Origin of the sequence: Actinomyces polynesiensis, assembly GCF_000820725.1 — a bacterium.
In the GTDB taxonomy this organism is placed as follows: domain Bacteria; phylum Actinomycetota; class Actinomycetes; order Actinomycetales; family Actinomycetaceae; genus Pauljensenia; species Pauljensenia polynesiensis.
Genome location: NZ_CCXH01000054.1, coordinates 1 through 12,771, shown reverse-complemented (window position 1 = coordinate 12,771; position 12,771 = coordinate 1). Strand labels below are relative to the sequence as shown.

Annotated in this window: 10 protein-coding genes and 1 pseudogene; 10 read left to right on the top strand and 1 reads right to left on the bottom strand. The window is 70.4% G+C overall.

Annotation, left to right across the window (positions count from 1 at the left end; all coding sequences use genetic code 11):
* Positions 1-1,288: S1C family serine protease (locus TA90_RS02020; protein WP_043534354.1), on the top strand; the 1,288-nt coding region annotated here is incomplete at its 5' end.
* Between the two features lie 417 nt (positions 1,289-1,705).
* Here TA90_RS02020 and TA90_RS02015 read toward each other — a convergent pair.
* Complete coding sequence (locus TA90_RS02015; protein WP_231550629.1) at positions 1,706-2,974, bottom strand: isochorismate synthase; 1,269 nt, start codon at positions 2,972-2,974, stop codon at positions 1,706-1,708.
* A 94-nt stretch (positions 2,975-3,068) separates the two neighbouring features.
* Between TA90_RS02015 and TA90_RS02010 the strand changes: the two genes are divergently transcribed.
* The 9 genes and pseudogenes from TA90_RS02010 to TA90_RS01970 all read left to right on the top strand — a co-directional run.
* Positions 3,069-3,785, top strand: a complete 717-nt coding sequence (locus tag TA90_RS02010; RefSeq protein ID WP_043534355.1) for a demethylmenaquinone methyltransferase — start codon at positions 3,069-3,071, stop codon at positions 3,783-3,785.
* Positions 3,786-4,044: 259 nt separating this feature from the next.
* On the top strand, positions 4,045-5,325 hold the full coding sequence (locus TA90_RS02005) for a geranylgeranyl reductase family protein (protein WP_043534353.1): 1,281 nt from the start codon (positions 4,045-4,047) through the stop codon (positions 5,323-5,325).
* Positions 5,326-5,380: 55 nt separating this feature from the next.
* The gene (locus TA90_RS02000; protein WP_043534352.1) at positions 5,381-5,740 is read left to right on the top strand and encodes an NADH-quinone oxidoreductase subunit A; all 360 of its coding nucleotides are present in this window, start codon (positions 5,381-5,383) and stop codon (positions 5,738-5,740) included.
* A 12-nt stretch (positions 5,741-5,752) separates the two neighbouring features.
* On the top strand, positions 5,753-6,307 hold the full coding sequence (locus TA90_RS01995; RefSeq protein WP_043534351.1) for an NADH-quinone oxidoreductase subunit B: 555 nt from the start codon (positions 5,753-5,755) through the stop codon (positions 6,305-6,307).
* Positions 6,304-7,042: pseudogene (locus TA90_RS01990) on the top strand (NADH-quinone oxidoreductase subunit C). The gene TA90_RS01995 and the pseudogene TA90_RS01990 overlap by 4 nt, the downstream one beginning before the upstream one ends.
* Positions 7,042-8,397, top strand: coding sequence for an NADH-quinone oxidoreductase subunit D (locus TA90_RS01985; RefSeq protein WP_043534350.1), 1,356 nt, complete (start codon positions 7,042-7,044; stop codon positions 8,395-8,397). The pseudogene TA90_RS01990 and the gene TA90_RS01985 overlap by 1 nt, the downstream one beginning before the upstream one ends.
* A complete protein-coding gene (nuoE, locus tag TA90_RS01980) occupies positions 8,394-9,107 on the top strand; it encodes an NADH-quinone oxidoreductase subunit NuoE (RefSeq protein WP_043534349.1) in 714 nt (237 codons plus the stop codon). The genes TA90_RS01985 and nuoE overlap by 4 nt, the downstream gene beginning before the upstream one ends.
* Complete coding sequence (nuoF, locus tag TA90_RS01975) at positions 9,104-10,405, top strand: NADH-quinone oxidoreductase subunit NuoF (RefSeq protein ID WP_043534348.1); 1,302 nt, start codon at positions 9,104-9,106, stop codon at positions 10,403-10,405. Before nuoE ends, nuoF begins: the two co-directional genes overlap by 4 nt.
* Positions 10,402-12,771: NADH-quinone oxidoreductase subunit G (locus TA90_RS01970; RefSeq protein ID WP_043534347.1), on the top strand; the 2,370-nt coding region annotated here is incomplete at its 3' end. The genes nuoF and TA90_RS01970, both read left to right, overlap by 4 nt.

Below are 12,771 nucleotides of genomic sequence, written 5' to 3'. Positions count from 1 at the left end.
CGGGGACCCGGGCGCCTACACCCAGTACGCCACAGCGGCACCGGCGGCGCCCTCGTCCACCCGGACCCGGCGCGGCAAGGGGCGTGGCCCCGGTTGGCTGGCCCTCCTCGTCGCGATGGTCATCACCGCGCTGCTCGCGGTGGGGACGACCCTGGCCATCGGCGGGGGGACCACGGGGGCCTCGTCGACGCCCAGCAGCTCCGCCTCCTCGACCCAGACGAGCGCCCAGACGGTCGCCCCGGTCCAGTCATCGGGTGACTCACCGGACTGGGAGGCCGTCGCGGCGGCGGTCTCGCCCGCCACCGTGACCATCACCGTCGAGTCCTCGTCGAGCTCGGACATCGGATCCGGTGTCGTCTACGACGCCTCGGGCCACATCGTGACGAACTACCACGTGGTCTCCGCGGCCATCTCCTCGAGCTCGACCTCGCAGACCTCCTCGACCACGACGAGCGGGACGATCTCCGTCTCCCTGTCGGACGGGACCGTCTACGACGCCTCCGTGGTCGGCTACGACCAGACGACCGACCTGGCCGTCCTCCAGCTCAAGAACCCGCCGAGCCACCTGACGGTGGCGACCTTCGGTTCCTCCGCCGACCTGGTCGTCGGGCAGCCGGTGATGGCGATCGGTTCACCGCTGGGTCTGTCCGACACGGTGACCACCGGCGTCGTCTCCGCGCTGAACCGACCCGTCGAGGTCTCGACCTCCGAGACCCAGGAGACCGACCCCAATGACCCCTTCGGGCAGCTGCCCCAACAGGGTCAGAGCAGCACGACGACCGACTCCGTCATCACCAACGCCATCCAGGTCGACGCCTCGATCAACCCCGGCAACTCCGGCGGGCCGCTCTTCGACTCCACGGGTGCGGTGATCGGGATCAACTCCTCCATCGCGTCCCTGTCGAGCTCGAGTGACTCCTCGGGCTCCATCGGTCTCGGGTTCGCGATCCCCTCCGACCTCGTCAAGTCCGTCACCGACCAGCTGATCTCCACCGGGACCGTCGACCACGCGGTCCTCGGCGTGACCATCCAGTCGGGCACCGCGACGGTGGACGGCACCACACGGGTCGGTGCGGAGGTCGCCTCAGTGACCTCCGGCGGCGCGGCGGACAAGGCGGGAATCAAGGAGGGTGACGTCATCCTCAGCGTCGACGGCAACCAGGTGACCTCCGCGAAGTCCCTGTCGGGCTACGTGCGCCGGTACAAGGGCGGTGACACCGTCACCATCGAGTTCGCCCGCGACGGCAAGGTCCAGAAGGTCGAGGCCACACTCGGCTCCATGAACTGAATGAACGGGAGCCGGTCGGTGACCGGCCGTGGGGGCGGGGTGTCCGGGAGGGCACCCCGCCCCCTTCCGTGCAGAACGCGGATCCACCGTCGGGACGGCAAGTTCGCGCACTGTTCGTGTCGGAACTTGCCGTTTCGTCGGGGTGTGGTCCTGCTGGTGGGAAGTGGTGTTGGTGTTTGTGCAGGTCAGGGGCTCGGGGTCGGATGGTGCCCTGTGGGGCCCTCGACGAGACGGCAAGTTCGCGCACTGTTCGTGTCGGAACTTGCCGTTTCGTCGGGGTCTGGTCCTGCCGGTGGGGAGCGGCGTGAGTGTTTCCGCTGGTCAGGGCTTCGGGGGCGGATGGGGCGCTGTGGGGTCCTCGACGAGACGGCAAGTTCGCGCACCCGCCGCCGTGACAGCAGGGCAACCCGCCGGGACTCAGACGCCCAGGGCCTCCAGCACTGGGGCCATCTTCGCGCGGGTCTCGGCCAGCTCCACCTCGGGCACGGAGTCGGGCATGATGCCACCCCCGGCGAACACCCGTACCGAGCGACGGTCGTCGGAGACCTGCCCGCAGCGCAGGGCGATGGCGAACTCGCCCTCACCCGAGGCGTCGATCCATCCCACCGGCCCGGAGTACCGGCCCCGGCGCGTGGACTCGAAGGACTCCAGGAGGTCGAAGGCGAGCTTGGTGGGGGTCCCGCACACAGCGGCGGTCGGGTGCAGGGCGGCCACGACGTCCAGGACATTGGCGGCGCCGAGCGTCGCGGTGACGTCGGTGGCCAGGTGCGAGACGTTCGGCAGGTCGATGACCCGGGGCTCGGTGGGGACGTCGAGCGTGTCGGCGATGGGGGAGAGTGCCCTGGCCACGGACTCCACGGCCAGCAGGTGTTCGGTGCGGTCCTTCATCGAGGACAGCAGTTCCGCGCCCTCGCCGCGGGCGGCAGTGCCCGCCAGCACCCGGGAGAACACCGTGCCCGCACTCATGGAGGCGAGCATCTCGGGGGAGGCCCCGACGAGCCCTCCCACCGCGTAGGCCCAGGTGGTCGGGTAGAGCCCGTGGAGCCGGACGAGGAGGTGGCGCTCGTCGATGGGCTCGGCGGCCGAGACCACCATGTCGCGGCTCATGACCACCTTGGAGGCCGCCCCGGTGCGCAGGCGGGAGACCAGTCGCCGCACGGACTCCATCCACTGGGTCTGGGTCATCCTGCCGGTCTCGGTCCACAGTCCCCGGGGTGCGCTGACGGGATGCTCCCCGCGTTCCCGCAGTCCGGCCTCCAGGGCCTCCAAGGGGTCGGGGGGTTCGGTGCCCGCCGCCGTGGAGACGATCCACCGTCCGCCCTCGTCATCGAGGACGAGGAGGGAGGGGACCACCAGGAAGCCGGGGGTCTCCCAGGCAAATCCGAAGGAGCCCAGCGCGACGGGTACGACGGGGGCGTCCTCGGGGGCACCGACCACGGCCCGGGCGCGGGCGGAGTCCCACTCGCGTGCCGCCTCGCGGATCGCGTGGCGCCCGCGGACCTCGATGCGCAGCGCCTCACCCCACCCCACCATGCCCACGCGGTCGCCCAGCCAGGCCAGGGGACCGGCGGGGGAGGGCAGGAGGTCGACGAGGGCGGTCCCGGCTGCCGGATGGTCACCGGGAAGTGCCACGACCCGCACGTGCAGGTCGGGGGTGGCGGGCTGGGCCTGCGGGGGAGTGGACATGGGGCCATGGTATCCAGAGCACCCGGCCCGCGCCGGGTCCGGGAGGGCGGGCGAGGTCGGGTGGGGACCCCGGGGACGTGGGATCATGGTCGGCATGACTGATGCGGACCACGGAACCCGGGCGGAACTCGACAAGCAGCCGGAGGACGTCGCCTCCATGTTCGACGAGGTCTCCTCCCGCTACGACCTCATGAACCGCCTGATGTCGGGCGGGATGGACAAGGTCTGGCAGACGGCCATGTGCTCGGCGGTCGGTGCGCGTCCGGGGGAGAAGATCCTCGACCTGGCCGCCGGGACCGGCGCCTCCTCCGCGGCACTGGCGCGTTCGGGTGCGGAGGTCATCGCCTGCGACCTCTCGACGGGCATGATCCGTGTCGGTCGGGAGCGCCACCCCGACATCGAGTTCGTCCAGGGGGACGCCACCGATCTCTCCTTCGCGGACGCCTCCTTCGACGCGGTGACGATCTCCTACGGACTGCGCAACGTCGTGGACACCGAGGCGGCGCTGCGGGAGATGGCCCGGGTGACCCGTCCGGGTGGTCGCCTCGTCGTCTGCGAGTTCTCGACCCCCACCAACGCCGCCTTCGGGAGCCTCTACCGGTTCCACCTGCGCCACGTCATGCCGGTCATCGCACACCTCGCCAGCTCCGACGACGTCGCCTACGACTACCTGGCGGAGTCGATCCTCGCCTGGCCGGACCAGACGACCCTCGCCCGCATGATCGCGGAGTGCGGGTGGGAGCACGTCGCCCACCGCAACCTCACCGGGGGCATCGTGGCCCTCCACCGGGCGACCAAGCCGGAGGAGTGACCTCGGGGTCCGGGTCGCGCACACCGAGCGGGTCCGATCCGGAGGCGGCAATTAGGGCATCGGTCCCTTGCGCAATTGGGGAAGGTCCTCCTGCCCCCGGACCGGCCAGAACCCGCCAATGTGCACGTCAACGGCCCTCCGTCGGGCGTCACGGACTCACGGGGATAGTGTTCGTGTCGGACTCCGGGACCCTGTCCGGGGTCCCGTGTGGACATCCGCGACCGAGAGGCCGCCCGAGCGAGGGAACCGAGGAGACGCAGTGAGCGACGACCTGGCGCGTGACATCGTCGCCGACGTCGTCGTCGTCGGTGCGGGCCCTGCCGGCGCCTCCACGGCCTACCACCTCGCGGCCCTCGGGATCGACGTCGCCGTCCTGGAGAAGGCCGAGTTCCCCCGCGACAAGATCTGCGGGGACGGGCTCACCCCCGCCGCCGTCCACGAACTCGTCCTCATGGGGATGGACATCTCCGGCTGGACGCACAACCGGGGCCTGCGGGTCCTGGGCGGCGGGCACACCATGCACATGGAGTGGCCCGACCAGAAGTCCCTGCCCGGCTACGGCCTCACCCGGGCGCGCATGCACCTGGACCACGAACTCATCCGCCATGCCGTGTCCGCCGGCGCCCGGCTGTACGAGGGCTACACGGTCACCGGCCCCCTCACCGACGGCAACGGCCGCGTCACCGGCGTCACCGCCCGGCTCGGGCGCGGGGCGAACGCCCTGGAGGTCACCGCCCGCGCGAAGCTCGTGGTCGAGGCCGGAGGCGTCTCCGCCCGGCTCGCCACGTCACTGGGCATCGAGCGCAACGTGCACCGTCCCCTCGGGGTCGCCGCTCGCACCTACTTCCGGTCCCCCCGCTCCGACGACGAGTGGCTGGAGTCCCACCTCGAGCTGTGGAGCGGCAGGCCCGGCAGCTCGGAACTCATGCCCGGATACGGCTGGATCTTCCCCATGGGGGACGGGACGGTCAACGTCGGACTCGGCTCGGTGTCCTCCGACGGCCGTTCCACCGACATGCCCTACCGCAGGGTCTTCTCCCAGTGGACGGCGAACCTGCCGCCCGAGTGGGGCTTCACCCCCGACAACCAGGTGGGCCCCCTGCGCAGCGCGGCACTGCCGATGAGCTTCAACCGCAAGCCCCACTACATCGAGGGCCTCGTGGTCGTCGGCGACGCGGGCGGCATGGTCTCCCCCTTCAACGGGGAGGGCATCGCCCCGGCACTGAAGGCCGGTCGCCTCGCTGCCGGCGCCATCGCCCAGGGGCTCTCGCGGACCTCGCAGGCGGGACTGGACCGGGCGATGTCGGCCTACCCCGAGCAGCTGCGCGCCGAGTACGGCGGCTACTACTCCCTGGGCCGCATCTTCGTGCGCCTCATCGAGAACCCGCGCATCATGCACCTGTGCACCTACTACGGCCTGGGTCGCCCCCGGCTGATGGAACTGGTGAACAAGCTGCTCTCCGACGGTTTCGAACGTCACGGCGGGGACGCCGACGACCGTCTCATCACGACGCTGGCCAAGGTGGTGCCCAAGGCATGAGACCACGGACACCCACCGACCGCCCCACCCCGACCCGACCCTCCCTGGAGGAACGATGACCAATCCCTACGTCCCGCTGCTGATCATGGCGGCAGCCGCTCTCGTCCTCGCGCTGGCCGGGCTGGGCGCGTCGGCGATCCTGGGACCCTCCAAGAAGAACAGGGTCAAGGCCCAGAACTACGAGTGCGGGATCGACCCCTCCACCCAGGACATCACCCAGGGCCGCTTCCCGGTGCGCTACTACCTCGTGGCGATGACCTTCATCATCTTCGACATCGAGGTCGTGTTCATGTACCCGTGGGCCGTCAGCTTCAACCAGCTGGGGCTGTTCGGGCTCGTGGCCATGCTCACCTTCATCGCCCTGATCACGGTGCCCTACATCTACGAGTGGCGTCGCGGCGGCCTGGACTTCTGAGGAGGAACCGACATGGGACTTGAGGAACAGCTGCCCTCGGGCATCGCCCTGACGAGCGTGGAGAAGGTGCTCGGCCTGGCACGCAAGCACAGCCAGTGGCCCGTCACCATGGGTCTGGCGTGCTGCGCCATCGAGATGATGGCCGCCGGCACCCCGCGCTTCGACATGTCACGCTTCGGCCTGGAGGTCTTCCGGGCCTCCCCGCGACACTCCGACGTCATGATCGTCTCGGGCCGCGTGTCCCAGAAGATGGCGCCGATCATCCGTCGCGTCTACGACTCCATGCCCGAACCCAAGTGGGTCATCTCGATGGGCGCCTGCGCCTCCTCGGGGGGCATGTTCAACAACTACGCGATCGTCCAGGGCTGCGACCACATCGTCCCCGTCGACGTCTACCTGCCCGGCTGCCCGCCGAGGCCGGAGGCCCTGATCCACGCGATCCTCACCCTGCGCGAGCAGATCGAGAAGGAACCACTGGGCGCCGACCGCCGCGAGATCGCCCGCAAGGCCGAGCAGGCGGCGCTGGCCGCCACGCCCACCCACCAGATGAAGGGACTGCTCGCATGAGTGACGACCTCACCGAGGTCCCCGGCCGGGGCGACGGCTCCGTCGTCCACGAGGGCGGCTCCCGCGCCCATGCGCTCCCCGACCCCATCGCGGTGCGCCACGGCAGCTTCGGCGTCCACGACGCGGGGGACACCAGCGGCTTCGGAGGCCTCCAGGAGACCTTCCCTTCCGGGGGAGTCACCGCGACCCTACGGAGGGTGGTTCGACGGTGTCGTCGACATCCTCGAGGAACTCCTCACCGAGGACGGCCTGAACCCCGGGGACGTCATCGAGAAGGTCGTCGTCGAGCACGGCGAGCTGACGATCTTCATCGTGCGCGAGTACATCGAGCCCGTCACCCGTCACCTGCGTGACGACCAGGACCTCCGCTTCGAGCTGTGCCTGGGCGTGTCGGGTGTGCACTACCCCGCCGACAAGGGCCGCGAGCTCCACGCCGTGTACGCGCTGATGTCGGTGACGCACAACCGGCTCCTGCGCCTCGAGGTCGTCTGCCCGGACGAGGACCCCCACATCCCCTCCGTCGTCGCGGTCTACCCCGCCAACGACTGGCAGGAGCGCGAGACCTGGGACCTCATCGGCATCGTCTTCGACGGCCACCCTGCGCTCACCCGCACCGCGCTCCCCGATGACTGGGTCGGCCACCCCCAGCGCAAGGACTACCCACTGGGTGGCATCCCCGTCGAGTACAAGGGCGCCACCGTTCCCCCGGCCGACACGCGGAGGTCGTACAACTGATGACTGACCAGACCTACCGGTTCCACGCCGCACCCGGCTCCGGGACCCTCGACGTCGACGAGGTCCCCGAGGTCCTCGCCCAGGGCGGTGACTGGGAGGACGTGCTCAACGAGATCCACAAGATCTCCCAGGAGCGCATCGTCCTGAACATGGGACCCGTGCACCCCTCGACCCACGGCGTGCTGCGCCTGGTCCTCGAGCTGGACGGTGAGCTCGTGCGCGAGACCCGGGTCGACACCGGGTACCTGCACACCGGCATCGAGAAGAACATGGAGTACCGCACCTGGACCCAGGGCGTCACGTTCTGCACCCGCATGGACTACGTGGCCCCCTTCTTCCAGGAGGTCGGCTACTGCCTCGGTGTGGAGAACCTGCTGGGGATCACCGACGACATCCCCGAACGCGCCACGCTGATCCGCGTGCTCCTCATGGAGCTCAACCGCATCGCCTCCCACGTCGTCGCCATCGGCACCGGCGGCAACGAGCTCGGTGCCACGACGATGATGACCATCGCCTTCCGCGGGCGCGAGGAGATCCTGCGGATCTTCGAGCGCATCACGGGGCTGCGCATGAACCACGCGTTCATCCGCCCCGGCGGCGTCGCCCAGGACCTCCCCTCCGGGATGGTCGAGTACATCCGGGAGAAGCTCCCCAAGATCCGCCGTGACATCGGTGAGCTCCAGGACCTGTGCGTCCAGAACCCGATCTTCCGCAAGCGCTTCATCGGCGCCGGCTTCCTGCCGCTGTCGGCCACCATGGCCCTCGGGTTCACCGGCCCGGGCCTGCGGGCCGCGGGCGTGCCGATGGACCTGCGCAAGATGCAGCCCTACTGCGGGTACGAGACCTACGAGTTCGACGTCCCGACCTACGACGCGAACGACGCCTACAACCGCACGATGGTCCGCTTCGACGAGTGCTACCAGTCGCTGCGCATCGTCAACCAGGTGCTCGAGCGCCTCGAGGCCACCGACGGCGAGCCGGTCATGGTCGCCGACCCCCGCATCGCCTGGCTCGCGCAGCTCAGTGTCGCCAGTGACGGGCAGGGCAACTCCCTGGAGCACATCGGGGAGATCATGGGTGAGTCCATGGAGTCCCTCATCCACCACTTCAAGCTCGTCACCGAGGGTTTCCGGGTCCCGGCGGGGCAGACCTACGTCGCCCTCGAGCACGCGAAGGGCGTGCTCGGTGTCCACCTGGTCTCCGACGGCGGGACGAGGCCCTACCGGGCCCACTTCCGTGACCCCTCCTTCGCGAACCTGCAATCACTGGCCATGATGACCGAGGGCGGCCAGTTGGCCGACGTCGTCGTCTCACTGGCCACCATCGACCCTGTCCTGGGAGGCGTCGACCGATGAGCTACACCCCTGACGTGGAGGCGCGACTGCGCACCGAGGCCGCGGAGGTCATCGGACGCTACCCGAGCGGGCACGAGCGCTCCGCGCTCCTGCCCCTGCTCCACCTGGTCCAGTCTGAGGACGGTTTCGTCTCCCCCGACGGGATCGCGCTGTGCGCGGAGCTGCTGGGGCTCACGCGGGCCGAGGTCTCGGCGGTGGCCACCTTCTACACCCAGTACAAGCGCCACCCCACCGGCGAGTACCTGGTGGGTGTGTGCACCAACGCGCTGTGCGCGGTGATGGGCGGTGACGAGATCTGGGAGGCCGTCTCCGAGCACGTCGGCGTCGGCACCGACGAGACCAGCGAGTCCGGGCACATCACCCTGGAACGCATCGAGTGCAACGCCGCCTGCGACTACGCGCCCGTGGTCATGGTGAACTGGGAGTTCTTCGACAACCAGACGCCGGAGTCCGCGGTCGCCCTCGTCGACGACATCGAGGCCGGGCGCCCCCTGCACCCCACGCGCGGGGCCGAGGTGGTCCACCCCTTCACGGAGGTGGAGCACGTGCTCGCCGGTTTCCCCGACGGACACGCCGACGAGGGGCCCAGCGCCGGGGAGAACTCCCTGCTGGGCCTGCGCATCGCGGAGGCCAATGACTGGCACGCCCCCGTCGCCCTGCCCGACGACGCCCCCGCGGGCGCCGCAGCCACGGAGGGAGAGGACAAGTGACCACCTACAGCGCACCGTCCACCCTGACCCCCATCGTCACGCGGGGCTGGGACGAGGACCGCTCCTGGACCCTCGAGTCCTACCTCGCCCGCGGCGGGTACGAGGGGCTCAGGAAGGCCAACACCATGGAGCCCGCGGAGATCACCGAGGCCGTCAAGGCCTCGGGCCTGCGCGGACGCGGTGGTGCGGGCTTCCCCACCGGCCTCAAGTGGTCCTTCCTGCCCCCCGACGACGGCCTGCCGCGCTACCTCGTGGTCAACGGCGACGAGTCGGAGCCCGGGACCTGCAAGGACATGCCGCTCATCATGGCGAACCCCCACATCCTCGTGGAGGGCATGGCCATCACCTCGCGTGCCATCAACTGCCACCACGCGTTCGTCTACCTGCGCGGCGAGGTCGTCCACGTCTACCGGCGTCTCCTGGCCGCCATCGCCGAGGCGGAGGCCGCTGGTCTCCTCGGGGACCTGACGATCACCGCCCACGCCGGCGCCGGCGCCTACATCTGCGGTGAGGAGACGGCGCTGCTCGACTCCCTGGAGGGCTTCCGCGGGCACCCCCGCCTCAAGCCCCCCTTCCCCGCCGTCGAGGGCCTGTACGCCCGGCCCACCGTCATCAACAACGTCGAGTCCATCAGCCAGGTGCCCGGCATCTTCCGCGAGTCGGTCGACTGGTACGCGTCGATGGGCACCGAGAAGTCCAAGGGCCACGGCATCTTCTCCGTCTCGGGGCACGTCAACCACCCCGGGCAGTTCGAGGCGCCCTTCGGGATCACGATGCGTGAGCTCATCGAGCTCGCCGGCGGGGTCCGCGACGGCCACCACCTGAAGTTCTGGACGCCCGGTGGGTCCTCCACCCCGCTGTTCACCGAGGAGGACCTCGACGTCCCCCTGGACTACGAGTCCGTCGGGGCGGCCGGGTCGATGCTGGCCACGCGCGCGCTGCAGGTCTTCGACGAGACGACCTCCGTGGTCCGCGTCATCGCGCGGTGGACGGAGTTCTACCAGCACGAGTCCTGCGGCAAGTGCACGCCCTGCCGCGAGGGCACGTACTGGCTCAAGCAGATCATGTTCCGTCTCGAGAAGGGTCAGGGCCTGCCCGGCGACGTCGACCTGCTCGACGAGATCGCCCACAACATCTTCGGGCGCAGCTTCTGCGCGCTCGGGGACGCGGCGGCCACCCCGATCATGTCGGGGATCAAGAAGTTCCGCGACGAGTTCGAGGCCGGACTCACGACGCCCGCACGGGAACTGTTCCCCTACGAGGCGAGCGCCAACTACGCCCGAGGAGGTGTCCGATGAGCGAGGCCACCGACCTGGTGGACGTCGTCATCGACGACGTGCAGCTGAGCGTGCCGAAGGGGACGCTCGTCATCCGCGCCGCGGAGCAGGCGGGGATCCGCATCCCGCGCTTCTGCGACCACCCGCTGCTCAAGCCTGCTGCCGCGTGCCGCCAGTGCCTCGTCGAGGTCGGCATGCCCGACCGGCGCACCGGGGAACTGCGGTTCATGCCCAAGCCCCAGCCCTCCTGCGCCCAGACGGTCTCCCCCGGGATGGTCGTGCGCACCCAGCACACCTCCGAGGTGGCCTTGAAGGCCCAGCACGGGGTGATGGAGTTCCTCCTCATCAACCACCCCCTGGACTGCCCGATCTGCGACAAGGGTGGCGAGTGCCCCCTGCAGAACCAGGCGATGACCGAGGGGCGGGGCAAGTCCCGCTTCGCCGATGCGAAGCGCACGTACCCCAAGCCGCTGCGCCTCACCAGCCAGATCATGCTGGACCGCGACCGCTGCATCCTGTGCCAGCGCTGCGTGCGCTTCGGCAAGGAGATCGCGGGCGACGCCTTCATCGACCTCCAGGGTCGCGGCGGTGGCACCGCCCCCACGGACGACCACTACTTCATGCCCGAGCAGATCGGCTCCTTCGACACCCAGGTGCTGGCCTTCCACGACGTCTCGGCCGACGGCCCGCGTCCCACGCAGCTCTCGGGCCCCTACGGTGAGGCCGGGCTCATCGGGTCCATGGACCCCGGCGAGCTGCCGGAGTCGGGGCGTGACCAGTCGGGGCGCGCATTCGCCTCCTACTTCTCGGGCAACATCATCCAGATCTGCCCGGTGGGTGCACTCACCGCCTCGTCCTACCGCTTCCGCTCCCGCCCCTTCGACATCGTCTCCACGGCCTCGGTCACCGAGCAGGACGCGTCCGGGTCCGCCCTGCGCATCGATGTGCGCCACGGGGAGGTCGTGCGCCGCATGGCCGGCAACGACCCCGAGGTCAACGAGGAGTGGATCACCGACAAGGACCGCTTCGCCTTCGAGTGGGACCGCGAGTCCCGCCTCAACCTGCCCCTGGTCCGTGAGGACGGCGTGCTGGTGCCGACCTCGTGGTCGGACGCCCTGGACCGCGTGCACCGCGGCCTCGAGGAGGCCCGCACGCAGGGGACCGTCGGCCTGCTGCCCGGCGGGCGCCTCACCTTCGAGGACGCCTGGGCCTGGTCGAAGTTCGCGCGCACCGTGCTGCACACCGACTCCGTGGACGCCCGCGCCCGCTCGGAGTCGGAGGAGGAGCGTGGCTTCCTGGCCTCCCGTGTGGCGGGCACCGGACTGGGCGTGACCTATTCCGACCTCGAGGACGCCGGGCAGGTCCTACTCGTGGCCTTCGAGCCCGAGGACGAGTGCGGCAGCGTGTTCCTGCGCCTGCGCAAGGGTGTCCTCGCCGGAGGCGTGAAGGTCGCCACCGTCGCCCCGTTCACGACGCCCGGCTCCCACAAGATGGGCGCCGAGGTGCTGCACGCCGCTCCCGGGACCGAGACCGAGGTCGTCTCCGCGATCTCCCCCTCCGGCGAGCACGCCGACCTCCTCGGACGGCTGTCCGGAGGCGTCATCCTGGTCGGGGAGCGCGCAGCGCGCACACCGGGCCTGCTCAGTGCTGTGGCGGCCCTGGCCGACGCGGCCGGCGCGCGGCTCCAGTGGATCCCCCGTCGCTCCGGTGAACGCGGGGCCGTCGAGGCAGGCCTCCTGCCCGGATTGCTGCCCTTCGGGCGACCCCTGGAGGACGAGGGCGCACGTGGGTCCCTCGGGTGGGACGGCGTCCCGACCGAGGCGGGCCTGTCCGCCGACGGGATCATCGGGGCCGGTGTCGAGGGCGCCCTCGCAGGCGTCGTCGTCGGGGGTGTCGACCCCCGCGACTTCGACGATCCGGCGCGCTTCCTCACCGCCGTCGAGCGGGCGGGGTTCGTGGTCTCCCTCGAGGTCCGCGCCTCCGCCGTCACCGAACTCGCCGACGTGGTGCTGCCGGTGGCCCCGCCGCTGGAGAAGAACGGCACCTTCCTCAACTGGGAGGGTCGCCTGCGTCCCTTCGGTCAGGCCGTCTCGGCGCGGTCGCTGACCGACCGTGACGTCCTGGTCCGCCTGGCACGCGAGTTCGGCGTGGACCTGGGCATCGAGACGCTCACCGCGCTCTACGACGAGGTCAACCCGCTGATGTCCTGGACGGGTGCGCGGGTCGTCCCCGCACCGACGGTGCCCCCGGCGCCCCCCGTGGTCGCCGCCGGCGAGGCGGTGCTGGCCACCCACAAGCCGATGCTCGACGCCGGTCGTCTCCAGGACGGTGCCCCCTGGCTGGCCGGTTCGGCCCGCCGCCCGGTGGCGCTCGCCTCGGCAGCGACC